Below are 24,992 nucleotides of genomic sequence, written 5' to 3'. Positions count from 1 at the left end.
CTTGTTGTTTCGGTCATAAGGGCGTTTCTTTCGATATCGTCTCATGACCTCAACACACAAGAAATCTGACAGGCTCCGGGGGCGGTATCCCACGCATTGCCGCGGCTTTCAGGCGCGCAGCAGTTCGCCAAAACTAGGTACGTCTCGTCCAGTTGCCGGCTGTCCTGGCCTTGACCAGCCATGGCTTCGAGGGCGCTCAGGAGAAGATCGGCGACGACATATTGTTCTTGCTCGCATGTCCGCCTGAACACGGCAAGGACATCGTCATTCAAATGGACCTTCCCATGGGAGGAAGGTCAAGCAACGTCGGCTGTTCTTCAGGGCAATTATGAATGCCTGCCTTCTGACGTACTCATCCGCGAACGGCATCGCCGACTGGACAGGCTAGTGGCACTACAGCTTACCGGCATGTAATGGCTGCGTAACGCCCCGGTGAGAGATAGCCTCATACCATTGATTCAAGAGGTCGATGCCTCGAAACTTCAATGGAGTGCACCATGAAAACCAACAAGTCCGTGGCTGTCGCGCTGGTTCTTTCGGCGTTGTCCATCTCCACAGCATGGAGCACCGATAAGTCGAAGACCAACGCCGGCGACGACGTGGCGCAGCATGTTCAGCGCCAGGCCGCAGAACCCGCCGCAGCTCCGGCAGCAGCGCAGGTAAGCGCAACGCGTGTCGGTTCGCAGGCCGCCCTTTTTGGCAGCCAGGTAGCTGCAGGAACAGCTTCCCGCACCGTGGCGGTGACCTCCGGCATGAAGTACGTCAACGTTGCGTCCAGCGAGACCGTGACGTTCAGGAGTGGCGAGCAGGAGGCAACGTGGAAGTTTGCCGAATCGATTCGCGGAACGAACGTAGACCTGGGGGTCCTCTTGCCGGGCGTGCCGGATGCTCAAGGTGTACGCGTCTATATCGACCGTAGTCATCTCTTCACCGGCGGCTGACCTCGCCCCTGAAGGCGACTTCTCGTTGGCGGCCAACTCATCCTGGACCCGAGCGCGTTGGCCTTTGAGAGCAGTCCAGCCACCGTGCCTCCTTGCCCTTGACCTTCCAACGATGGGAACCTCTAAGCTGGCGTCATCAGGCGTGACATGGACGTCCCATCTCGAATGGCCGTCATCTTCGCGTAAGGAGCGTGTCATGAAGGTAAAAGGCAAGCCGGATGACGCAGTGGATGCCCGGCCCAACAACTGAAGGAAGCCAGGATGAACAGGACAAGCAACGAACGCGATGCAACCGAGCCTGGCCGCCACAGCGCCGGTGCACATACCTCGGCTCAGGATCAGTCCGATCCTGGTCATCATCACGAGCATGCGCATCACCATGACCATGTTCATGAACAGGCTGGCACTGGCGCCGGGGCGGCGCAGCCAGCTGCCGAGGGAACAATCTATACCTGTCCCATGCACCCGGAGATCCGCCAGGATCATCCGGGCAACTGCCCCAAATGCGGCATGGCGCTGGAACCGTTGTTGCCGGAACTGGATGAAGGAGAGAACCCCGAGCTGGTGGATTTTCGTCACCGCTTCTGGTGGACGCTACCGCTCACCGGTGTGGTGTTCGTACTGGCCATGTTCGGGCATCGCCTTGGCTGGATGCAGGTGTCGACCCAGAGCTGGGTAGAGCTTGCATTGGCGACGCCTGTGGTGCTGTGGGCGGGCTGGCCGTTCTTCGTGCGGTGTTTCCAGTCGATCGTCAACCGCAGTCCGAACATGTGGACGCTGATCGGAATCGGCACAGGTGCGGCCTATGTCTACAGCGTCATTGCGACCGTCATACCTGGCGTATTTCCGCAGGTGTTTGCCGAGCATGGCCGCATCGGTGTCTACTTCGAGGCAGCGGCGGTGATCATTTCCCTCACGCTGCTGGGTCAGTTGCTTGAACTAAAGGCCCGTTCCCAGACTTCCGCCGCCATCAAGTCGCTGCTGGGACTGGCGCCAAAGACGGCGAGGCGTATCGGCCCCGACGGAGCCGAAGAGGACGTGCCGCTCAGCCATGTCCACGTGGGCGACCTGCTGCGCGTGCGGCCCGGCGAGAAGGTGCCGGTCGATGGCGTGGTAACGGAAGGCTCCAGCGCGGTCGACGAATCGATGATAACCGGCGAGCCCATTCCGACCACCAAGCGCGTCGGCGACCGCGTCATCGGCGCCACGATGAACACGTCGGGCAGCCTCGTCATCCAATCCGAAAAGGTAGGCTCCCAGACCGTGCTGTCCCAGATAGTCCAGATGGTGGCGCAAGCGCAGCGATCGAAGGCGCCGATGCAGCGGATGGCGGACAAGGTTGCCGGCGTCTTCGTCCTCGGTGTCATCGGCATTGCGGTGCTGACTTTTGTCGCGTGGGGACTCTTCGGCCCCGAGCCGAGCTGGGTGTTCGGCCTGATCAATGCGGTCGCGGTGCTGATCATCGCATGTCCGTGCGCACTGGGTCTCGCCACGCCGATGTCCATCATGGTCGCAAGCGGGAAGGGCGCTTCCAACGGCGTGCTGTTCCGCGATGCCGCTGCAATCGAGAACCTGCGCACGGTCGATACCCTGATTATCGACAAGACCGGGACGCTCACCGAGGGTCGGCCGGTTTTTGAGCGCGCGATCGGCACCAATGGCTATGCCGAGGAGGACGTGCTGCGGTTAGCTGCCAGCCTGGATCAGGGCAGCGAACATCCTCTGGCTGCCGCGATTGTTGAAGCAGCCCGTGAGCGCGGCCTGCAGTTGGAAAAGCCGGAGGGCTTCGAGTCGAGTTCCGGGATCGGGGTAAGAGGCAAGCTGGGCGGCAGGAAGGTCGCGATCGGAAACACGGCGCTCATGCAAGCTGAAGGAATTCCCATTGATCGGCTCGTGGCGCAGGCTGATGCGCTGCGTGCGCAAGGCGCCAGCGTGATGTATCTCGCCGTCGAAGGCACGCTTGCTGGCCTGCTCGCCGTCTCGGATCCGGTCAAGGCCACCACGCCGGAGGCGCTGGCGCATCTCAGGGAAGAAGGTATCCGTGTCGTGATGGCGACCGGTGACGGGATTGCAACGGCAAAGGCGGTGGCCGGGAAACTCGGCATTGACGAGTTCCACGGCGAGGTGAAGCCGGCCGACAAGCTTGAACTTGTCAGTTCCCTGCAACAGGCAGGCGCGGTGGTGGCCATGGCGGGCGACGGTATCAATGATGCGCCGGCGCTGGCGAAGGCGGACGTTGGTATTGCCATGGGCACGGGCACTGATGTCGCGATGAACAGCGCTCAGGTCACGCTGGTCAAAGGGGATTTGCGCGGCATTGCCCGTGCCCGGAAACTCTCGCAAGCGACCATTCGGAACATGAAGCAGAACCTCGGTTTTGCGTTCATTTATAACGCCTTGGGCGTTCCGCTGGCGGCGGGCGTTCTGTATCCAATGACAGGCCTGCTGTTGTCGCCGATGATTGCGGCGCTGGCGATGAGCCTGAGTTCTGCCTCGGTCATTACCAATGCGTTGCGGCTCAGGAAGGCTGCTACATGAGCCGTGCCGTCAGCTCGGGGCGCCGCGATCCTGTTGCCTCGATCCCATTTCCGCTTCTCCCTCTTGGTGTATTCGGCGATCCGTTTCAAGCGTCCGGGGTGAGGTGCGCCCCACACGTGTCATGCACCGCAACATTTCCACGTAAATACATGTAACATAAGTGCCTTATAGTGCACGTTTATTGTCATGTTTTAAAGACTTTTTGGGTATATACCTAGGGATCAAATTAGAGGAAAGCCTCTAGGATTCGCACTCGGATGGTGCGCTGCAGGATTGGTGGCGCTGCCAATCCGCAAGCCATACGGTGGCGGATTCAATTTGCAGCACTCTTGCGCGAATCCGTTCGATCAATCCACAGGAGATTTCGCATGTCCCCTTTTATGCCCGAGCAATTTGCTGCAGTGCAAAAGTCCAGTCTGAACCAACTGTTCGCGCTGACGAACATGGCTTTTGACGGCTTCCAGAAGTTGACCGAGTTGAACCTGCAGGCAGTCAGGACGACGCTTGCCGAAGGCCAGGGCAATGTCGAAGCGGTGCTGGCCGGAAAGGACCTGCGTGACGTGTTCGCCGTGCAGAGCAATCTGGCCCAGCCCGCCGCGGAGAAGGCGGTTGCGTATGCACGCCACGTGTACGAAATCGCGTCGAACACGCAGGTGGAACTGACCAAGGCGGTCGAGGGCCAGTACGAACAGCACAACCGCAATGTGCAAGCCTTCGTCGACACCTTCGTGAAGAACGCGCCGGCCGGGTCTGAAGCGATCACCGCGCTGCTGCAATCGAGCGTAGCGGCCGCCAGCAGCACCTTTCAATCGTTCCAGGACGCCGCAAAGCAGACGGCTGAAGCCGCCAAGGCCAACTTTGCCAAGACCGCCGCAGCTGCGTCCGGCGCGGCCCAGCAGGCGGCGCCCCGCGCTTCGAAGCAGTAACGGCGTGCGGCCGGCCGTGCCGGCCAGGCCAGCGCGCTGAACAGAGATCGCAGGCTTGCAGGCCAGGGGCATCAGTTCTCCTGGTGTGAAGCACTGCGACGCCAATCTTCCCGCATCGGCATACAAGCCGGGACCGGAATCATCCGGCCCGGCTCGCCCTCGCTATTTTCGCGCCAGGGCAGTGGGAATATGGTCGGGATAGTCAGGGCAAACGCCCGTCCCGGCAAGGCAGGGGTCTTTCAACTTTACGAGAATGAAGCACGCAGCATGACGAAGAGAATTGCACTGGTAACAGGTGGTATGGGTGGGCTGGGAGAAGCCATCAGCATCAAGTTGCACGACGCAGGCCACACCGTGGTGGTGACGCACTCGCCGGGCAATGCGAACGCCCAGGACTGGCTTGCCGCGATGGCCGCCAGCGGCCGCGAGATGCGTGCCTACGAGGTGGATGTCTCCGACTACGATGCCTGCCAGGCTTGCGCTGCGCAGATCCTGGCTGACGTAGGTCGCGTAGATATCCTGGTGAACAACGCCGGCATTACCCGCGACATGGCCTTCAAGAAGATGGACAAGCCGAACTGGGATGCCGTGATGCGGACCAACCTCGACTCGGTGTTCAATCTCACCAAGCCGCTTTGCGAAGGCATGGTCGAACGCGGCTGGGGACGCATCATCAACATCTCGTCGGTCAACGCATCCAAGGGCGCCTTTGGCCAGACCAACTATGCAGCCGCCAAGGCCGGGATGCACGGCTTCACCAAGTCGCTGGCGCTGGAAGTGGCAAGAAAGGGCGTGACCGTCAACACCGTCTCTCCGGGCTACCTTGCCACCAAGATGGTCAACGCCGTGCCCAAGGAAATCATGGAGACCAAGATCCTGCCGCAGATTCCGGTCGGCCGCGTCGGCAAGCCGGAAGAAGTCGCCGCACTGGTTGCCTACCTTTGCTCGGAGGATGCGGCCTACGTGACCGGGTCCAATATCGCCATCAACGGCGGGCAGCACATGCAGTAAGGGCGCTGGGCCAGGCGCCGCCAGGTGAATGCGCGGCGGGGCCCTCGCCCTCGGTAACTGAGGCTCAGGCCTCAGTTACGTCTTCTCCGGCATGGCCGACGAGTGATGGCTTGTAATGAGCCATTGCTTGCCGTCCCAGTGATAGGTGTAGGTAAAGCGGGCCTTCACCACGGCGCCCGTTCGTGCGAAGGTGAAGGTGTAGAGCCCGGAATCCACCGCGGAATTGCATCCCAGCTCAATGGTGCGGAAGTCGATCTTCCCGGACGGACCGTTTTGCAGGAAGTGATGGAAATAGTCCTCTTTCTCCGCGACGGTCAAGCGAGGCTTGTTGGATACCGTCGGAAGAAGAATGGACCGTTCCGCATAGTTGGCCACCACCTTGTGTGGATCGCCTGTCTGCAGTGACCGATTCCATCGATCAAACAACGCCGCAATCTCCTGCTCCGACGTCATCTTGCAGCTTTCTGTGCGCGACGCCTGCGCCGTGCCTGGCGCGCCCTGGTTCATGGCGCATCCCGAAAGCACGAACGCCAGGGCAGCAATGCGAAGTAGCTTCATGGCCGGGTTCCTCAGGTTAGGGGGTTGAGAGCCAGGGGGACACTGCCTGAAGTATGGTATATCCCGCAAGCGTTACCTACCCGGCCTGCTTGCGGAATGCCCAGCGCCCGGCCAGTACCGTGAAACTTGCCACTAGCGCCACCAGTACCCAAAAGCCGTGCGGGTGTCCGGCCAGCGGAATGCCGCCCACATTCATGCCGAAGAAGCCGGCCACGATATTGATCGGAAGCGCCAGCACAGTCACCAGCGTCAGCGTGAACAGCGTGCGGTTGGTTTGCTCGTTGAGCTTGGCGGCAATTTCTTCCTGCAACAGCTTGATGCGTTCGACCAGCGCGGCCAGGTCGTTGAGTACCAGCGAGAATTCTTCGGTCGATTCACGCAACTCCTGCAAGTCCGATTCATGCAGCCAGGCCGGCGGCCGGTTCAACAGCCGGAACAGGGCGCCGGGCTCGGGCGCCAGCAGCCGTTGCAGCCGCACCAGCCCGCGCCGCATCGAACCCAGGTCGGCGCGGTTGCCGTGCAGGCGCTGCGACAGCAACTGGTCCTCGATCTGGTCGACGTTCACACCGGTCTCGCGCACGATCTGCACCAGCACGTCGGCCTGGTCACGCAACAGGTGCACCACAAGGTCCAGTGGCGAGCGGAATGCCTCTCCGCGCCGCACCGCCTCGCGCAGCCGGTCCACGGAACGCAGCGGCCTGGCGCGGGCCGTCACCAGCAAGCGGTGGTCGGCGTGGGCCCAGAGCGTGGAGATATCCGTCGACGTGACGCCGAAGTTGTAGATCACGTCGTTGACCACGGCCAGCAGGGCGGCGTCCAGGCGCTCGATCCGCGTCGAGCGCGAACCCTGCCGCAGGGCCTCGAAGAATTCGTCCGGCAGGGCCAGCTGGCCCTTCATCCAGCGTTCGCATGCGCTGTGCGACAGGTTGAAGTGTAGCCACAGGAAGGGGCGATGGTGCGCGGCGTCCGGCGGTACTGACGGCATCTGCTGCAGCCATGCCGCTGCGGCGCGGGAATCAATCTCGCGCACCGGTCCGCCGGGTTCGAACAGAAAACCGCTGACCAGACCGACCGGGTCCGAGCCATAGCCGGCCTCGACAATGCCCGCTTGCATGCAAACGCCCTCCACATCAAATGTGCCTCGCGCGACGTTAGCACGGCACGATGATGGTTGGGGCCGCTACAAGGCAGCTGGACGCCTACCACCCCAGGCGATAGTCCCTGGTCGGATGCAGCCACCACTTTCCGTTCCCGGGCAGTTCCAGGACCTGGTGGTGGAATTTCAGCAGAGTGGGGCGGTGGCTGACGCTGACAAGCGTCGCCTGCAGGTCGGCCAGCAACTGGTACATGCTTTCCTCATTGCGGATATCCAGGGCACTGGTCGCTTCGTCCAGCATGACATAGCGCGGTTTTGAGAGCAGTACGCGAGCGATGGTCAGCCGCTGTTGCTCGCCAAGAGACAGGACTTTCCCCCAGTCCACTTCCGTGTCCAGGCCGCCAAACCGGCCAGCGATGTCCTTCAGGTTGACCATCTCCAGCAACTTCAGAAGCTCCTCGTCCGGGATCCGCTGGCCAATGTGGTTCGGGTACAGCAGCTGGCTGCGCAGGCTGCCGACCACCATGTAAGGATGCTGCGGCAGGAATAGCATTTCCTGCGGCATTGGCCGCACGATGCATCCCGTGCCGTTGTTCCACAATCCGGCGATCGCGCGCATCAGGGAACTCTTGCCGCCGCCGCTGGCGCCGACGATGAGCAGGCCCTCTCCCGGGTTGACCGACAGGGTCAGGTCGGTGACCAGCGTTCGCTCTTGATTCGGCGTGCGCAAGGTGACATGTTCCAGCGCCAGGCGGGAGTCATGGATGGACTCGATCGTGGTGGCCGGCTTCACGGAGGCTGCTGCCGTCCCGGTCAGCGCGATGGAGAATGTGTCCAGTCGATCCAGCCCCGCCACGAACCGGCTCAGGTCTTCAAAGTTGTCAACGATCACGGTCAGCGCGTTCAGTATGGCGGCAAACGCGCCGGCCGCCTGGATGGCGCTGCCTACTTCAAGCTCGCCGGAAAGCACGCGTGAAGCGACGATGGCGCTGGGCAGCAGGATGGTCAGGAAGCCATAGGCATACTGGAACATGTTCAGGCTCAGCTGCCACTTGATGAGGCGGTCGAAGTTCTGGAAGGCCTTACCGAAACGGCCGCTCACATGGGTTGATTCCAGCGCTTCGCCGCGATAGAACGCGATGGACTCGGCGTTCTCACGCACCCGGATCAGGCTGAAGCGGAAATCCGCCTCCCGCCTTAGCTGGAAGAAGTTCAGGCCGATCAGGACGCGGCCGAAGAAGAAGATGGAGATGAATGTGCCGGCGATGGCATAGATGACAAGAAAGTAGACCAGCTCCCTGGAGATCGACCACAGGACGGCGCTGAATGCAATGAGCTGCAGCAGCGCGCCGATGCCGATCGAAAGGAAAAACAGGGATTGCCGCGTGAAGGTATTGATGTCCTCCGCGATGCGCTGGTCCGGGTTGTCGATCGCGGCATCTGAATTGAGCTTGTAGTAGACCCGGCTTTTGAAATACCGTTCCAGATAGTGACTGGTCAGCCAGCGCCTCCAGAGCAGGCCAAGCTTATTCCTCAGGTAGTAATAAACAGCGTAGATGGGAACTGCCACCATCAGGATATAAAGACACTTCGTGATCGAGGCCCAGAAGCGATCCGCGTCTTGCGCCGCCAGGGCCGAAGTGAATTCACCGGTCTGCTTGACGATCAGTACCTCGGTCTGGGTCTGGCCCAACAGCAGCAGGATCAGCAGGACCAGCAAGCCCGAGGCTTTCCATTTTTCCCGCGAGAACCAGTAAGGTTTTGCAATGGCCCAGTATCGGGTCCACACGTGCCGGGTGGAAGTGACGGGGCGTTTCCCTGGGGCCGAAGTGGTGCCGGTGACTCGCGACTCAGGAACGGCGCTCATATCCCATCTCCCAGCACTAACCGGATTGCATACTCGCCACATGGCCCCGCCACGGGACACGCGGGAGAACGGCAGAAGACTATGAAATGAAATATAGGCTAGCAGAATCGATGCCTGGCTGATTCGTGCTCCCTGGCCGGGCTCAGGGACTGACCCTGGACAAGCGAGTGGAGATCCGACTTGACGCAGGCCGGGAACCTGATTCCAATCCGGAAGTGACCCTTCCGCTATGACAGCCCCCGCATGGACCGCTTCGACTCGCTGCAACTCTTTACCCGGATCGTGGAACTGGGTTCCTTCACCGGCGCCGCCAGCGCGTTGGACATGCCACGGGCCACCGCGACGCACGCCATCAAGGAACTTGAGGCCCGCATCGGCGCGCGTCTGCTGGAGCGCACCACGCGCCAGGTGCGCCCCACGCTGGACGGCCAGGCCTTCTATGAGCGCAGCAAGCGCGTGCTGCAGGACCTGGAAGACGCCGAGACCTCGCTCAGCACGCAGGTGGCCAACCCGCGCGGCACGCTGCGGCTGGACCTGCATGGCACCCACGCCACCATGATCATCCTGCCGCGCATCGGCGAGTTCCGGGAGCGCTATCCGCATATCGACCTGATCGTCAGCAGCGGCGACCGGCTGGTCGACCTGGTCGGGGAGGGCATCGATTGCGTGGTGCGTGCCGGCCGGCCGCGCGATTCCTCGCTGGTGGCCCGGCGTCTTGCGGATATGCCGGAGGTGCTGTGCGCCAGCCCCGGATACCTGGCCGCGCACGGCGCGCCGCAACACCCGTCGGAACTGGCGCAACACATCGGCGTGGGGTTCTTCTCGCGCAACCATGACTACCGTTATCCCTTCACGCTGACCGTCGATGGCGAGGTGCAGGAGTTCAAGGCGCGCGGCTGGATCTCGGTGAGCGATGCCGAGTGCTATACCAGCTCGGCCCTGGCCGGCTGCGGCCTGATCCAAGTGCCGCGCTTCCGCGTGGCAGAGCACCTGCGCGCAGGACGGCTGGTGCCCGTGCTTGAGGCCTGGCCCTGCCCGGACTTGCCGGTGTCAGCGCTGTATCCGTTCCACCGGCAGCTGGCGCCGCGGGTGCGAGTGTTTGTCGATTGGGTGGCGGGGTTGTACGTGGAGCGGTTCGGGCCGCTCCGGGGGGCGGCCTGAGCCAATTCGCGCCCGAATCTGCCGCCACGCCTGAGGCATTCGCCGCGCAGATCGGGGCCGATCATGCGCGTTGGGGGCAGTTCATCAAGGATGTCGGGTTCAAGATCGATGGATAAGGGCGAGACGGTGCGTCGGCGTGTGCGCAGGTGCATCCGCGTGGGTGGCGAGAGGCGGATTCTTGTCCATACTGAACTTTGACTAGCGGGCTGTCGCTGCCCGCCGGGATCAATTGCCCAAGGAGAAGAATCGTGTTCAAGCACATTTTGCTGGCTACCGATGGCTCAGAACTTTCAAGAATGGCAATGGACGCGGCCATTGGCTTTGTCAAAGCCGGTGGCGCCAGGCTGACGGCCTATACGTGCATGGAAGAGTATCCCTACGTGGCGTCAGGCGATTCCGGCCATCCCAGGCGCAAGGCCTTCGAGGAGCAGGAGGCCGCGCATGCAACCGCCAGGCTGGAAGAGGTTGTTGCTGCAGCCAAGGCCGCGGGAGTCACATGCGAAACGGATATGACGACCTCGGTACCCTACAAGGGCATCATCGATGCCGCCGCGAGGCACGGGTGTGACGTGATCTTCATGGCGTCGCACGGCCGCAGGGGCTTGGAGGGCCTGCTGGTCGGCAGTGAAACCCAGAAAGTTCTCACCCATTGCCGGGTCCCTGTCCTCGTCTACCGCTAATGAGGGGATTGCGCGGTGCCCGGCTACGGGCGCCGGCTTGCAGTCCGAACCTACCTCAGGGAGGAATCTGCCATGTCGGAAATCGAACAGCAAAAGGTCGTCGGCGTGCTCAATCGAATACTCGAAGCTGAGCTCGCCGGTGTTGTGCGCTACACGCACTATTCATTCCTGATATTCGGCTTCGGCCGCATTCCCATCGTGTCGTGGCTGCGTGAGCAGGCGAATGAGTCGCTGCTGCACGCGCACCAGGCCGGCGAATGGATCACGACCCTCGGCGCCTATCCCTCGCTTGGCATCGGCGGACTTCTGGACAGCCACACGACCGATATCGGCGCGATCCTGCGTGAATCGCTTGCGACGGAGATGCAGGCCCTGGATCTGTACCGTGAACTGCTAAGCCTGGTCGAAGGGCGCTCCGTCGCCCTGGAAGAGTATGCGCGGCAGTTGATCCAGTTGGAGGAACTGCACGCGGGAGATGTGGAGAAAATGCTGCGCAAGCCCGGCCTTGCGGCGGCGGTGCAGCCTCGGCAGGGTTGAGCAGTACACCAGGCGGTATCACCGCACCGGCCATCCACCTCCATCGCGCACCGCGCCGACCGACCCCGTCGCCAGCGCCAATGTCGCCGCAGCGGCGAGCGCCCCGTTATAGGCGTCGGCAGACGCATTGCGCGCCAGCAGCAACTGGTTCTGCGCCAGATTGGCTTCGGTGACAGGCCCCACGCCCTTGCTATACGCGGCGAAGGCAGCGTCATAGGTGGTCTGCGCGGCCTCGGCCAGTACCCTGGCCGCATCGTAGGCGGCCAGGCTCGATTCGAGCGCGCTCTGGCTGACCACGATCTGGCGCACGGACTCTTCCTTGGCGCGCGTCAGCCTGGCCGACGCGCTGTCGGCGTCGTTGCGCGCCTGTGCCAGCACCGCGGAGCGCACCCCGCCGTCGTAGATCGGTACGGTCACGCCCAGGAACACGCTGGCGCCGTAGCGGTAGCCGTTCAGGTTGACCGTGGGCGGCTGCTGGCCGACCGGCGGAATCGCGGTGATTGCCGAGCCGCCGGACGCGTACGACGTGAATGCAGACATGAACACCTTGGGCATGAAGCCGGCCTCTGCCGCCCTGACCTTGGCCTGGCTGGCGCGTTCGATGGCATAGGCCGCCAGCACGTCTGGCCGGCTTGCAATCGCACGTTCAACGATCTGCTCGATCGAGCTGCGCATGGCCGGCGACAGGAGCCGCACCGGCATCTCGGCTATTTGGGGCCTGGAAAGCGGGGAGATGCCGATGGCCGTGACCAGTGCCAGGTAGGCATCGGTTTCGGCCCCTTGCGCCTGCACCGTGGCGAGATTGGTCTGCGCTCGATTCTGCGTGGCCTGGGCGACTTCCACCACGGTGCCGATGCCGCGCTGGTAGCGCGCCTTGGCGGCGGCAAGCACGGCATCGGCGTTGTGCATCGCCTGCTGCACGGTGGTCGCGCGCGAACGCGCGGCCTGGTAGCGATAGAACGCCGTGCTGACTTCGTGAATGATCTTCTGGTGCGCCGCGGTAAAGCCGATGTTCGCGGCAATCGATGCCTGTTCAGTGGCATCGACAATGCCCGCGCGCTCGCCGAAATCGAACAACAGCCACTGCAGCGACAGCACCGAGACCGCGCCATGCGTCGACGCGTTTGCGCCCAGCGTGCCCAGCGCCGTGGACGAAGCGCTGTGTCCGTTCTGGTAGCCGCCCATCGCCGCCGCGGAGATGTACGGCAGGTAGCTGCTCCTGGCGATGCCGGCGGCCAGTGCGGCATTGCGCGCGTCGTTCCAGGCAATCCGGGTCAGCGGGTTGGTGGATTCTGCCAGGTCGATCAGCTCGGGCAGCGTGTAAGCGTGCGTGGTATCGAGTTCGGCTGGTGGGGGCACGGATGCCAGCGCGTTGTTGGCCGGCAGCGTGTAGTCGGATGGCCGGGTTGCCGGTGCCGGCTTGCTGGCCGCGCCCGGCACGATCTCGCCGGACGCGGTGGTCTCGGGCTGCCATGGCCGGTCGGAGGCCGGCGGGGCCAGGTCGAGCGACGCGGTGGCACATCCGGCCAGCGTCACGGCGGCGACCAGTGTCAGCGGGATCGCCAGCGAATCAGGTTTGCGCATGAATGGAAGTTGGAGAGGTCGCAGCCGGTGCCTCGGCGGGCGAATCCGCCAGGCGCCGGTCGACCAAGGTCAGCAGGGCGTGACGGACCTTGTCGGCTTGTGCATCGTGGGTGCCGTTGGCAGCTTGCGCAGTTGGTGCTACAGCGTCGGTAGCCTGCGGCGTGTGCAATCGCCGTGCAATTTCCGGGTCGCCGGGAAAGCGCTCCGCGAGTAGGAACAGGGGCCCCGCAATCGCATCGAGCGCGGCCAGGCGCCGGCGCCGGTCTTCGATCCAGTCCCGCCCCGGGCTGACCGATGCGGGTTCATAGTTGGCCAGGATCAGGTCCTGCGTGATCTCGCCGTGCCGTGCCATGGCGGCCGCGGCATGGCTGCGTCGGGCATCGGGCCGGCGCGCCTCGGTCAGTTGGTGCCATTGCGTGACCAGTGCCGCCAGTGCCGCCTCGATGCGGCTGGCAATACTGACTGGCCAGATCCGCGTGAAGACCAGGTACACAACCAGATTGCCCAGCACCACGCCAATCACCCGGTCGCGCGCAATGGTCAGGTCAAAGCCCGGTCCGGAACCCTGGATGACGCACAGGTAGTACGCAAACGCCACCTGGAAGCCTGCGTAGGCAATGCGCGGCGAGCCCTGCGCCACCCATGCCGATATCCACGTGCCGGCAAACACCAGCAGCATCAGCCCGCCCACCGAGGTGAGTGATGGCACCACGTAGACAATGGCTGCCGTGCCGATCACCGCGCCGACCAGGCAGCCGGCCAGCCGCAGCGTCAGCTTTTCCACGGTTTCCGCCGCGGTGCCAAGCGACACCAGGTAGCAGGTGATAAAGCAGGTATGAATGCCGGGCCAGTTCAGCTGCTGATACAGCAAGTAGCAGAACATTGCCGCGCCGGTGGTCTTGAGGGCGTAGCGGACATGGGCCGGATTCGAGAACGCGTCGGCATCGAGGAAGCCGCCATGTGCCTGGTCGGCTTGCTCCTGCGGCGCGGGGTCGCCTGGCTCCGCGTAGCGGTTGATGGCGCCGACCAGTTCCGCGGCAACCGCTTCCTGCACGGGCGACAGCCCTGCAAGACCGGGCACGCTCAGCCCGATTTCCACCGGATAGCCGCCGGCATCGAGCATGCGCGCCATGTCGTCGAGCGTAGTGGCGATGGGCACGGCAACGGCTGCCGGCAGTTGCGCCCCGGGCTGCCGGCGTGCGACATCTGCCGCCAGCAGAATCGCCATGGTCGACGACGCGGCCTGCCGCAGTGCCAGCAGATCCTGCGCGTCGATGCTGCCTTCGATCTTCGCCAGCTTCAGCCAGCCTGCGACAGGCTGGACGCCATCGCGCAAGGCCTCGTGCAGCGCCTCTGGGTCACCATCGGGAGCCTGCAGGCTGTGTGCAGCAAGCTGCAGGCAATGGGCCAGGCGGTCGGTCGCCAGCCGGCGCGGCGCCGGGCCCAGCACCAGGTTGACCACCACATTGACGCCGAGGGGAATCGCCACCATCAGCCAGGCATAGAGCAGGGCACGCGTAGCGATTTCGCCAGACGGCACCAGCCCGAGTTCGTCGAGCCCAAAGCCGATGATCATCGCCACGATGGCGCCGACCGGCCGCAGCTTGCTGGCCGAGGCCAGGAACAGTACTGCCGCCGACACCACCGCCATGCACGCCACGCGGCGCAGCGGGTCGTCGACGCTGAAATCGGCGAGCCATATCACCAGGCCGATGATCATGCTGACCAGCACCAGCGCGGCCACGCTCATGACGATGCTGGAGGTACGGTCGGCCCGGTTGATGAAGAAAATCACATAAGCGGAGATGGCCGCCTCAGGGGTGCCGTAGATACTGGTCACCAGTACCGTCAGGGTGCAGGCCACCGTGATGCGCGTGGCAGCTGCCGCACGGCCGGGGAGCGGCGCCAGCAGGGCCCGGATATCCGCCAGGCCCAGGCGCAACTTGTCAGCTGCAGGCTGCGCCATGCCGGATCTCGACGGTTGCGCTCGCGCCCACCCTGGCCAGCGCTTCCGGCGGATCTGCCAGCTTGATGCGCACCGGGAAGCGTTTGGCCACGCGTACCCAGTTCACGGATGGCTGGACATAGGGCAGGGAGCGCGGCAGGTTCACGCGGTCGGTATCGGTGATGCCGACACCGATGCCTTCCACCTTCCCGCGGATGGCCTGGCGCCGGTCGATCATCGAATAGACCGTGGCACAGTCGCCGACATTGATATCAGCCAGGTAAGTCTCGCGGAAGTTCGCCACCGCGAACCATTCCCCGGTATGCACCAGCAGGAACAGCGACTGGTTGGGGAGCACGACCTCGCCGGACAGCACCGTCAGCCCGCTCACGCGGCCGGCATGCGGGGCGCGCACCACGGTGTCGTCAAGCGCACGCCGCGCAATCGCCAGTGCCGCCTCGCGCGCATGCACGGTGGCGATGGCGCCGGCTTCATCACCGACCGCCTGTGCCGTGGCGGCGCGCTGCACGTTGGCCTGCTTCAAAGTCACCGCGGCGTCGCGCTGCGCCACCTGCGCCTGGTCCAGCTGCTGCCTGGGCACGTAGCCGTCCGCAGCCAGCGGGCGCAACCGTTCCACCGTGCGCGCCGTGAGCGCGTAGTTCTGCTCGGCCCGTGCGATCTGGTCTGACGCCACCGCCGCCGTGGCCTGCTCGGTGGCAATCGTGCGCCGCCGCGTGCCAAGGGTTGCCTGCGCCAGCTCCAGGTCGGCACGGGCCTGGGCCACGGCCAGCTGATACGGCACCGGATCGATCTCGAACAGGACATCGCCCTTGGCCACCAGCTGGTTCTCCGCCACATGGATGCGTGCAATCCGGCCGCCTACCGGCGACGCAACGTGGACCAGGTCGGCATCGAGCGAGGCATCGTCCGATGCCGGGAAGCGAAGCGTGCGATGGTAGGCGTAGAAGGACAGCAGGGCGGCCAGCAGGACGATGACCAGGGCGATCAGTTTGCCGCGCAGCGGGCTTTTGCGGAGGCCGGCCATTTTCATAGGATGTGTCCCGTACCCAGTAGCCAGACGATTTCAGCAATCATGACGCCGATCGCCGTATTGACCAGAAGCTGGTAGCGGACCGTTTCCGCCCAGCCCGTCATGATGAAGATCCGATAGGACACGACCGCGCCGGCAATGCCAAGCACGGTGCTCAGGAGCCAGAGCGGGAAATAGGCACCGAACAGGCTGAAGGACGGCGCGCCGGCGCAACCGTAGAGCGATGCCGCCAGCGCGGCGGGCAAAAGCGTGCGTGCCATATAGGTTGGACCAGGATCGATCCACGCAATATAGCAGCGCGGATTCGGGCTTGTCCAAGGCGCGGGCAGCGTGGGCGCGCCGGTTGTCGCGTCGGCGATCCAGGATGATCGCGAACGCAGGCGCGCGGCTATGGCAAATGCTTGCCGGGGAGCGTGGGTGCAGCTCCGCGCGCGTTGATCGGGCGTGCGCTACGCGGGTCGGCGGCTTGCCTGCCTGGCTTTGCCGTATTGAACCTGCGCCCGGTGGGCATGCCGCGATTGCTGTCGGTGCCGTGCGTCGGACCGGCGAACGCGCCGATCCTGACTTCCTCGCCCATTCCCCCCACGACATGCTGCGCAAAGGCGGCCCCCGAGGCGGTAGTCAGCATGGCCATTGCCATCAGGGGGTACGCGTGGATCTTCTTCATATGTGGCTGTTTTCCGTGTGGTGGGCCCGGGCGGGCAAGGTTCAGGCAGCGGAGGGTAATTCAACCGGATGTCCGTGTATGTAAGCTATTGTTAGCGACGCCGGCAGTCGGGTAGGGATGCATGATTGGCGCGAGTTGTTCCAACAATCAAGGAATGGATAAAAGTGCTGCATGGTGCGCACTTGATGCCGTCCGGAGCCATCCCCGATCAGGGGGGGCTGGCCCATTTTCCTGCCCGGTGCGGTGTCAGACGTGCCCGAGGAACTGCCACCAAAGCGGGCCGATCACCAGCCAGACGAACATGTAGATAAGGCTCATCAGAAAGCCAGCCTTCCACCATTCCCCCTGGGTGACGTAGCCCGCGCCGAACATGACCGGTCCGGAGCCGATGCCATATTGGGTCAGGCAACCGTTGACATTGCTCAGGACGCCCAGGGCGACCGCCGCGGTGAAAGGCGGGATGCCGGCCGCGACCATCAGCGCCATGGACAGGGGGAAGAGCGCGCTGATATGTGCCGTGGCGCTGGCGAAGAAGTAGTGAATGTAGCAATAGATCGCCGCCACCAGCATATAGACGGCCAGCCTGTGGAAGCCCTCGAGGTGCGCCCCGAACTCCTTGCCGAACCAGGAGACCATGCCGTACTCATTGAGCTTGGAGGCCAGCATGATCAGCAGACCGATCCAGATCATGGTGTCCCAGGCGGACTTCTCGTTCAGGGCATCGTCCCAGGTCAGCACGCCGGTGATGAACAGCAGCGAGACGCCGAGAGCCGCCGCCAGCGTTGCGCCGATGGCCAGGTCCTCACCGAAAATCCAGAGCACCAGCAAGCCAAGGAAAATTGCCGCCATGATAATTTCCTTGGCGGAGATGGGGCCCAGGGCGACGAGTTCCCGTTGGGCCAGGGCCGTTGCATCGGGTGTCTGGCGGATCTGCGGCTGGACAATCCACAGCATGGCGACCGGAATGATGGCCAGGCACACCAGGCCGGGAACCGATGCGGCCACCGCCCAGTCGAGCCAGCTGATCGAGACGCCCTGATCCGCGGCCAGCTTGACCGCAAGGGGATTGCCAGCCATCGCCGTGATGAACATGCCTGCGGTAATGATGTTCGCGTGGAAGGCGCAGAGGATCAGATAGCTTCCCACCTTGCCGCGGGAATCCGGGTCATCGGCATGGCTGCCGAGGACTTCCGCTATCGCCTTGGTAATCGGCAGCATCACCCCGCCGGCGCGGGCGGTGATGCTTGGCATGGCGGGCGAGATCATGAGTTCGGTCAGGGCCAGCCCATAACCAAGTCCCACGGTTCGCTTGCCCAGCAGGCGCATGAACAGCAGGGCAATGCGGCGCCCCAGCCCGGTCTTGATGACGCCTCGGGAAATGAAGAAGGCGAGCATCACCAGCCAGACCAGGTCGGTGCCCGTGGATTTGGTGACGTCGGCAAAGGACACGACACCAGCAAGCACGCCTGCCGTGGCGCCGATGATGGCGACGGCGGCCATGGGCAGGGGGGCGGTCATGATGCCGGCGATGGTGGCGACAAATACCGCGAACATGTGCCACGCCTTCACCTCCAGGCCGGCCGGCGCCGGCAGGAACCAGAGGACGATGCCGATTCCCACCGGGACTAGAAATCTCCAGAGATCTTTGAGATGCCCAGCGGGGGCCGCTGGTTTCGCGGCCGGGGAGCTTGCAGGCGGTGGAGCCTTGGCGGGCGATACATCCATGATCAGCCTCCTGGCGGCGGCGTGGTTCGGTACTCCGGAGCGTGCGCGATGTCCCTACCGGTCCTGCAGCACGCTGTCGGTCGCCTCCTTGACGATGCGCGCGCTGCGCCGCAGGCTCTCGCGCTCGGTGGGGTTGAGTTCCGGGTAAGCCAGCAACTGCGCTCCGCCGCCATTGACCACCATCGGCAGCGACACGCACACCTCTGGCACGCCTTCGACTTCGGGATGTACGATGCCAACCGTGAGAATCAGGTCGGCGTTATGCACGATGGCCTGGCAGATTCGCCCGATCGCACTGGCGATGCCATAGTGGGTGGCGCCCTTGCCTTCCTTGATGAGCTTGGCCGCCTCGTGCACGGAGCGCAGGATCAGATCGCGGCTGGCTGGCCCCAGCTCCTTGCCGGTCCTGGACAGGAAGGTTTCGAGGGGCATGCCGCAGACCGTTGCACCCGACCATGCGATGACCGCGGATTCGCCGTGTTCGCCGACAACGTAGGCGTGAATCCCCGGCGCCACGACGCCCAGCCGCTCGGACAGAAGCGATCGCAGCCGTCCTGTGTCGAGAGAGGTGCCTGTGCTGATGACGCGCTCCCGCGCGCAGCGCAGGCGGTCAAAAACGACGCCAGCCAACACATCGCAGGGGTTGGTCGCGATGACGTAGATGGCATCCGGCGCCAGGGGCGCAATGCGATCCACGATTTCCGCCGCGATGCCCGCATTGGTCTTGGCCAGGTCCAGGCGAGTCTGCCCCGGCTTCACGCCGACGCCGGCAGTGATGACGACGACGTCCGCGTCGCGCGCGTTCTCGTAGTCGCCCGCATAGAAACGATTGTTTCCCCAGAATGCGGCGGAGTGGGCGAGGTCCAGCGCCTGCCCTTCGGCCCGGATTCGGGCAACATCGATGATGACCACCTCCGCGCTCGGGATGGCCACGGCCGCAAACAGGGCCGCCGAGCCGCCAACCAGTCCTGCGCCGACCACGACAATCTTGGGTTGATGCATTGGCATGCCTCCCACGTGCCTGGATAGTCGTATACCTGAATTAGGGCCCAGTCCGTGAGTGCCAACGCAAATGTGGAGTGACGGGCGCGGGGCAGGCGAATAACCGTTCGTATGCTATGGTTTATAGATCTTTTCGGTAGAAGCGCCAGCGTTGTGCCGACGCCGCCGAACGACGGTATGCCACAGACGGGGCTCGAGGAGTAAGTCATGCATCCCAGCAAGCTAATCGTGGCGGCGGTACTTGCCGCGGCAACTCTTCCGGTGCTGGCACAGCCCGAGACTCGCGTGGACACGGTGTCGGGCGTGGGGGCTACCAAGACCACCGGCACGGTCAAGGCGACCGCCACGGTGGTGGCCATCGATGCCGCCACGCGCACCATTTCGCTCAAGAACAAGCAGGGCAAGGTCACGGACGTACAGGTCGGCGAGGACGTGCGCAACTTCGAGCAGCTCCGCGTGGGCGACATGGTCACGGTCGAGTACACGCAGGCCTTGTCAGTGACCCTCGCCAGGCAGAGTGGCATGCGCTCCAGCACCGAACGCGAGACCGCCGACCGGGCCGCTCCTGGCGCCAAGCCCGGCGGCATGGTCGGGCGCGAGGTGACGGTGACTGCCGACGTGGTGGCCGTCAACGCCAAGACCGGCATGGTGACGCTCAAAGGGCCAAGAGGCAAGACGGTGGACGTGCATGTCGAGGATCCGAAGCAACTGAAGGCGGTTCGACGCGGTGACCAGGTGCAGGCCGTCTACACCGAAGCCCTTGCCATTTCCGTCACGCCCAAGCATGCCCGCTGAGTAAGGCGGCGCCGGGTGGGAGCATGCCGATGGGTTTTCTGGGGTGGTTGCGCCGGCGCAAAGCGCAAGTCCACGCGCACGACAGGCAAGAGATTGCCGAGCTGACCGAGCGCGTGACCCGGATCTATCCGCGCTTGCGTCTGGTATCACGCTACCAGCAGCGGCTTCGGCCTGCGCTCGAGCAAGCGCAGGACTACGTGCGCGAACTGGTCCAGGGTCTTCCCGCGCCGCGGGAGGCCAGCATGCAGGCATGGGGTGACGATCCCTATATTCACGCCTTCTTCGGCACGCCGCGTGACGTGCAGCTGGCCTTCAGCCGTTCTCCTGATCTGCGAGCGTTCTTCGAACAGTCGCCCGATACGCCGCAGGCGTTTGCAGTGCTGGGGATGGCGATGACCGAGCGGCGCACGCTCGGGGTTGCGCTGGAAGGCGATGTCATGCGCACGGAAGTGCCGCAAACCACCGTCAGTTTCGGCGATCATAAGGTCAGGATCATCGCTCGCAGCGAGGCCGCGCTGCGCGAGGAAATTGTGCGGCGCATGTTCGATCAGTTCAGCATGGAGGGTCTCGCCCGTTTCGCTGCCGGCAAGTCACGCCGCGACGTTCTCGCGCGCGAGCAGGCGCTGCTGGTGGCGCGCCTGCGCCTGCTCCAGCAGCAAGGCACCGGCATGCGTTCGGTGCTCGGCGGCGATGCCGACGCAAGTCCCGGCGAGCAGGCCAACCTGAGCGGGCGGATTGCCGCGAACGAGCAGGAACTTGCGCAGCTCGGCCCCGAAACCGGGGCGCTTGACCGTCAACTGGAATGTCTGGCTGAGGTCCTGGCGGACGCACGCTCCTGCTTTTCCATCGAGCAAAGACATTTGCGGCTTAGTGCCATGAACGTGCTGCTCGCGACGGACAGCGCGGGGCCGGCATACGACATCGACCTGCTCACTGCCCACGTCCCGGGCGATCCGCCGCTGGTGCGATCCGTCGAACTGGTGCGTTTCGCGCGTGGCGACATGCTGTCGCCCACCGCCCTGATCGAGGAGGCGGAGCGCCTGCTGTGAAAGCGCGGCGGCGACGAGCAGGCGCGGAGTTGTCTGGCCGCGTCCGGCTTTTGCCCGCACTACGCCGTTCTTATCCAGGCACGAACGCGCAAATGCATCCTTGTGTGCACTTTTCCCCACCGAATTGGTGCACACAGCCAGGTGTGGCTTGACGCACAGGCAAACGCATTCGAAGCTTCAGGGCCATAGTTTGCAGCGATTCGCACGCATCGCGCAGACAGTCTCCCCTGGAGGGTCGTATGCGATTGCCAAGAGCTCTTCCGCTGCATCAGTACCTGTGGGTGCTGTTTGGCTCGCTGGTCTTTCTTGTCGGCGCCTTGTCGTGCGGCATCAACTACCTGATGACGAAGGCAGCGTTGGAGGCTGCCACTGCCGACACTACACGCAGGATCAGCCAGCAGATGCTTGATGAGGTCGACGAGTTGCTGGCGCCCGCGCAAATCGCCGTCAAGCTGGTCAGCCATAGCTCTCTTGCGGAGGCCCGGACCCTTCAAGCCCGCATGGCGCGACTCGGCCTGGTGCGCGATGCACTGGAGAACGCACCTGCGCTGCAGTCGCTCTACATAGGCTATGCGGACGGCGCGTTTTTCTATGTTCGATCCTTGCGCCAGGACTCGGACCGGGCCATTTTCAAGGCGCCAGCCACGGCCGCCTATGCCGTTCGCAGTGTCGAACGCAGCGGTACGGCGCCCACCGGGCAGACCAGTTTCTTTGATGCCGATCTGGCTCACCTCTCGACAGTTGACGACACGGACTTTGCGCGCCGGTTCGACCCCAGGGCGCGCGCATGGTACCAGGCCGCCATGGCTTCTGAGGCGCTGGTGCGAACGGATCCGTACCTCTTTTTCTCGGACCGGGAAGCCGGCAGCACCTTTGCCTCACGTACACCCGAGCGCAGAGCCGTAGTGGGGGGCGATTTCCGGCTGGACTTCCTTGGGCAGATGCTGGCAAGGAAGAAGGCCACTGCGAGCACGATGCTGGCGCTGCTTGATAGCCGTGGCAAAGTGCTGGGCATAGACAGCAGGCTGCCCGAATCTTCAACGGCGCCCGACGTCGCCCAGGCCGATCTTCACGCGGCTGCGGGCGCGTATGGCATTCCGATACTCACCGCGCTGGCATCGGCCATGTCATCCAGCGGGGGCGCCCCCAGGCGCGAGACGTTGTCCGTGGACGGGGTAACCTGGTACACGACGACAGACCCGATTCCCGCTCCGAAAGGCAAGCCGCTTTTCCTGTTGTCTGCCGTACCCGAGGACGAACTGCTGGCGGATGCAAGATACCAGGCGTGGATAGGAATAGCCGTCACGGTTGGCATCGTCCTGCTTTGCATGCCATTGCTCTGGCTGGTGTCGCGCCGCATTGCCAGGCCGTTGGACGTCTTGTCAGAAGGGCTGGAAGGGATTCGCCATTTCGACTTTCATCATCCATTGTCGGTACAGACCCAAATCAGGGAGGTCAATGCGCTCAGCAGCGCCACCGAACAAATGAGACAGACCATCAGGCGCTTTCTCATCATCGTGCAGGCCATCGCTGCCGAAGGGCGCCTCGAGCAGCTATTGCCTGTACTGCTGAAAAAGACGCTGAACGAGGCTGAAGGAAAGGCCGGTATCTTCTATCTGGCTGATGGCGATGATCTCGCAGTGGTTGCCGCGCAGGATTGCTACGGCAATGACATGGCACCGGGTCTGTCGCGGCTATCGCTTGGCCAGGCCTTGCCGCTGATCCGCACCGCTGCCAGTGAAGGCAGCCCGCAAAGCGGCTGCCTGACGAAGGACGAACTCCAGTCCGCTGCATTGGGGGCGTTGTCCCTGGGCGAAGTGAATCACGCCGTCGCGATGCCGCTGGTCAATCGGCAACACGAGCTTCAGGGACTCATCCTCGTGCTGCGCGAGACGCCGATGGAAGCCGCCCAGCTTGCCTTCGTGAGCACATTGGCCAGTCTCTACGCCGGGGCGATTGAGGTTCGGGAGCTCACCAATGCCCAGCGCGAGCTGTTCAACGCGTTCATCCGCTTGCTGGCGGATGCGATTGATGCAAAAAGCCCGCACACCGGTGGCCATTGCTCCCGGGTGCCAGAGCTGGCCAGGATGCTGGCTCAGGCGGCATGCGATGCCAGGGAAGGTCCCTTTCAGTCGTTTTCCATGAGCGAGGCGCAGTGGGAAGCCTTGCACGTTGCAGCATGGCTGCATGATTGTGGAAAGGTGACGACCCCCGAGTACATCATCGACAAGGCAACGAAGCTGGAAACGCTGTACGACAGGCTCCACGAGGTGCGCATGCGCTTTGAAGTCCTGAAGCGCGAAGCCGAGATCCGCTGCCTGCGCGGTATCGCCGCGGGGGAGGACGCCGCTGACGCCATCTCGAGGCGAGACACGACGCTGCAGGAACTGGATGACGACTTCGCCTTCGTCGCCGAATGCAACCAGGGTGGTGAATCCATGGATGCAGGCCGCAAAGAACGGCTGCGCCGGATTGCCGCACGCACCTGGACCCGAACGCTGGACGACCGCATCGGCCTGTCCCCGGACGAGCGCGCGCGCAAAGCCGGCATACCCGCTGCGGCACTGCCCGCGCAAGAGCCGCTGTTGGCGGACAAACCGGAACACCTGGTGCCGCGGAGCGTGCACGATACGATTGCCGCTGGCAATCCGTGGGGATTCAAGCGGAACACGCCAGCCTATCTGTACCACCGGGGCGAACTGCACAACCTGATGGTGGGACGGGGTACGCTCTGCGAAGAAGAGCGCTTCAAGATCGAAGACCACATCGTCCAGACGCAGATCATGCTGTCGCGTTTGCCGTTCCCCAAGCATTTGCGCCAGGTGCCGGAGATTGCCGGCAGCCATCACGAGAAGATGGATGGAACCGGATACCCGCGCCAGCTGCGTCAAGAGGATATGAGTCCGCTCGCCAGAATGCTGGCGGTCGCGGATATCTTTGAAGCGCTGACTGCGGCGGATCGACCGTACAAGAAAGCCAAGACGCTGTCCGAGTCGGTCCATATCATGTCAGTGGCCGCGGCACAGCACCATATCGATCCCGAACTGTTCCAGCTGTTCCTGGCATCCGGTGTCTATAAGCAGTATGCGCAACGGTTCATGCACGCTGACCAGATCGACGAGGTTGACATTGCACGATACGGTGTGCGAAGCACGACGCGCGGGAGCGCTGAAACATGACTGATCTGCTTGAGCGATGCCACTCCGCTCCCTGCAATAAAAATCCCCCGAGGCTGTGACTCGGGGGAGTTGCTGGTTTATGGCCGAGGAGGCTGAGTGCCGGACACGTATTTTTTTAAGGGACTTTTTTCTGTAATTCCTTACATGCTGTCGCCAACGAGTCGATCGCGGTTGGTGATTCATGCGCCATCGGTGAACGCGTCGCGTCTATCCGTGACTTTCGCCCCATCTGAATAGACGTCAAATTTTGTGGTCTTCCCCCCATCGGAATATGGGTCTCGCGGCCCCATCGTGCTGGCGCCGTCAGTGTAGACATCCCGCGCCCCGATGCCGGCATAGGCAATTCCGGCACTAAGCGCCGCACTCGCCGCAGCGAGCAGTATGACTGTCTTTATCATTTTTCTTACCTCCATTTCAGGTCGTTGCAAAAACACCGAAACGATTCTTCTTTCGCTTCAGCTTGAGGGTCGCAACTTCGCACAAGTGCAATGAAATGTAGGCCCTGACAGCAAGCATATGAATAAGGCTTTTTTCCGAAAAGAGGCTAGGGGATTGCCCTAGCCGGTCGGCAGGGAAGACTCACCCTGCATTACTGCACGGTGGCGATCGAATCCGTCCGGCCACGCTTACCGCGCAGGGGAGTTCTGAAGTAGATTCATAGTAGTGTTGCGGCACCATGG

The 24,992-nt window shown here is 63.4% G+C and carries 20 protein-coding genes; 10 read left to right on the top strand and 10 right to left on the bottom strand.

Annotated features, from left to right (window positions below; genetic code table 11):
- Nucleotides 1–497 precede the first annotated feature (497 nt).
- From AC1Q7H_RS21510 to phbB, 4 genes are all read left to right on the top strand, one after another.
- The gene (locus tag AC1Q7H_RS21510; protein ID WP_211979817.1) at nt 498–941 is read left to right on the top strand and encodes a CzcE family metal-binding protein; all 444 of its coding nucleotides are present in this window, start codon (nt 498–500) and stop codon (nt 939–941) included.
- A 459-nt stretch (nt 942–1,400) separates the two neighbouring features.
- On the top strand, nt 1,401–3,479 hold the full coding sequence (locus AC1Q7H_RS21505) for a copper-transporting P-type ATPase (protein WP_041227967.1): 2,079 nt from the start codon (nt 1,401–1,403) through the stop codon (nt 3,477–3,479).
- A 368-nt stretch (nt 3,480–3,847) separates the two neighbouring features.
- A complete protein-coding gene (gene phaP3, locus AC1Q7H_RS21500; RefSeq protein ID WP_013957051.1) occupies nt 3,848–4,405 on the top strand; it encodes a TIGR01841 family phasin PhaP3 in 558 nt (185 codons plus the stop codon).
- Nucleotides 4,406–4,672: 267 nt separating this feature from the next.
- Nucleotides 4,673–5,416: an acetoacetyl-CoA reductase gene (gene phbB, locus AC1Q7H_RS21495; protein WP_013957050.1), complete on the top strand. Its 744-nt coding sequence runs from the start codon at nt 4,673–4,675 to the stop codon at nt 5,414–5,416.
- A 75-nt stretch (nt 5,417–5,491) separates the two neighbouring features.
- Here phbB and AC1Q7H_RS21490 read toward each other — a convergent pair whose 3' ends face one another.
- The 3 genes from AC1Q7H_RS21490 to AC1Q7H_RS21480 all read right to left on the bottom strand — a co-directional run bounded on the left by AC1Q7H_RS21490 (nt 5,492) and on the right by AC1Q7H_RS21480 (nt 8,937).
- Nucleotides 5,492–5,974, bottom strand: coding sequence for a DUF4440 domain-containing protein (locus AC1Q7H_RS21490; RefSeq protein WP_041227965.1), 483 nt, complete (start codon nt 5,972–5,974; stop codon nt 5,492–5,494).
- Nucleotides 5,975–6,050: 76 nt separating this feature from the next.
- Entirely contained in the window at nt 6,051–7,088 is a 1,038-nt protein-coding gene (locus AC1Q7H_RS21485) for a transporter (protein ID WP_211979816.1), read from the bottom strand.
- Between the two features lie 85 nt (nt 7,089–7,173).
- A complete protein-coding gene (locus AC1Q7H_RS21480; RefSeq protein WP_211979815.1) occupies nt 7,174–8,937 on the bottom strand; it encodes an ABC transporter ATP-binding protein/permease in 1,764 nt (587 codons plus the stop codon).
- 243 nt (nt 8,938–9,180) lie between these two features.
- On the opposite strand from AC1Q7H_RS21480, the gene AC1Q7H_RS21475 reads away from it, so the two are divergent.
- From AC1Q7H_RS21475 to AC1Q7H_RS21465, 3 genes are all read left to right on the top strand, one after another.
- Nucleotides 9,181–10,098 carry a LysR family transcriptional regulator gene (locus tag AC1Q7H_RS21475; RefSeq protein ID WP_211979814.1) on the top strand — a complete coding sequence of 306 codons (918 nt, stop codon included), beginning with the start codon at nt 9,181–9,183 and terminating at the stop codon, nt 10,096–10,098.
- Nucleotides 10,099–10,346: 248 nt separating this feature from the next.
- A complete protein-coding gene (locus AC1Q7H_RS21470; RefSeq protein WP_211979813.1) occupies nt 10,347–10,778 on the top strand; it encodes a universal stress protein in 432 nt (143 codons plus the stop codon).
- A gap of 72 nt (nt 10,779–10,850) precedes the next feature.
- Nucleotides 10,851–11,315 (top strand): ferritin-like domain-containing protein, encoded by a 465-nt coding sequence (locus AC1Q7H_RS21465; RefSeq protein ID WP_153954635.1) that lies wholly within the window; start codon nt 10,851–10,853, stop codon nt 11,313–11,315.
- An 18-nt stretch (nt 11,316–11,333) separates the two neighbouring features.
- Here AC1Q7H_RS21465 and AC1Q7H_RS21460 read toward each other — a convergent pair whose 3' ends face one another.
- The 7 genes from AC1Q7H_RS21460 to AC1Q7H_RS21430 all read right to left on the bottom strand — a co-directional run bounded on the left by AC1Q7H_RS21460 (nt 11,334) and on the right by AC1Q7H_RS21430 (nt 19,289).
- Complete coding sequence (locus AC1Q7H_RS21460; protein ID WP_492381695.1) at nt 11,334–12,899, bottom strand: TolC family protein; 1,566 nt, start codon at nt 12,897–12,899, stop codon at nt 11,334–11,336.
- Nucleotides 12,886–14,865 (bottom strand): FUSC family protein, encoded by a 1,980-nt coding sequence (locus AC1Q7H_RS21455; RefSeq protein WP_211979811.1) that lies wholly within the window; start codon nt 14,863–14,865, stop codon nt 12,886–12,888. The genes AC1Q7H_RS21460 and AC1Q7H_RS21455 overlap by 14 nt, the downstream gene beginning before the upstream one ends.
- Complete coding sequence (gene mdtN / locus AC1Q7H_RS21450; RefSeq protein ID WP_211979810.1) at nt 14,846–15,895, bottom strand: multidrug transporter subunit MdtN; 1,050 nt, start codon at nt 15,893–15,895, stop codon at nt 14,846–14,848. The genes AC1Q7H_RS21455 and mdtN overlap by 20 nt, the downstream gene beginning before the upstream one ends.
- Complete coding sequence (locus AC1Q7H_RS21445) at nt 15,892–16,155, bottom strand: hypothetical protein (protein ID WP_211979809.1); 264 nt, start codon at nt 16,153–16,155, stop codon at nt 15,892–15,894. The genes mdtN and AC1Q7H_RS21445 overlap by 4 nt, the downstream gene beginning before the upstream one ends.
- A gap of 128 nt (nt 16,156–16,283) precedes the next feature.
- Entirely contained in the window at nt 16,284–16,562 is a 279-nt protein-coding gene (locus AC1Q7H_RS21440; RefSeq protein WP_013957039.1) for a hypothetical protein, read from the bottom strand.
- Nucleotides 16,563–16,808: 246 nt separating this feature from the next.
- Entirely contained in the window at nt 16,809–18,287 is a 1,479-nt protein-coding gene (locus AC1Q7H_RS21435) for a DASS family sodium-coupled anion symporter (RefSeq protein ID WP_013957038.1), read from the bottom strand.
- Nucleotides 18,288–18,341: 54 nt separating this feature from the next.
- Nucleotides 18,342–19,289: a lactate/malate family dehydrogenase gene (locus AC1Q7H_RS21430; RefSeq protein WP_153954629.1), complete on the bottom strand. Its 948-nt coding sequence runs from the start codon at nt 19,287–19,289 to the stop codon at nt 18,342–18,344.
- A gap of 207 nt (nt 19,290–19,496) precedes the next feature.
- Here AC1Q7H_RS21430 and AC1Q7H_RS21425 point away from each other — a divergent pair, with 207 nt between their 5' ends.
- From AC1Q7H_RS21425 to AC1Q7H_RS21415, 3 genes are all read left to right on the top strand, one after another.
- Nucleotides 19,497–20,084, top strand: a complete 588-nt coding sequence (locus tag AC1Q7H_RS21425; RefSeq protein WP_153954628.1) for a hypothetical protein — start codon at nt 19,497–19,499, stop codon at nt 20,082–20,084.
- A 29-nt stretch (nt 20,085–20,113) separates the two neighbouring features.
- Complete coding sequence (locus AC1Q7H_RS21420) at nt 20,114–21,133, top strand: hypothetical protein (RefSeq protein WP_492381694.1); 1,020 nt, start codon at nt 20,114–20,116, stop codon at nt 21,131–21,133.
- A 239-nt stretch (nt 21,134–21,372) separates the two neighbouring features.
- A complete protein-coding gene (locus tag AC1Q7H_RS21415) occupies nt 21,373–24,312 on the top strand; it encodes an HD domain-containing phosphohydrolase (protein ID WP_492378498.1) in 2,940 nt (979 codons plus the stop codon).
- The last annotated feature ends 680 nt before the right edge of the window (nt 24,313–24,992 follow it).

Source organism: Cupriavidus sp. GW823-FHT06D04 (assembly GCF_058795055.1).
This window is presented reverse-complemented; position numbering and strand designations above follow the sequence as displayed.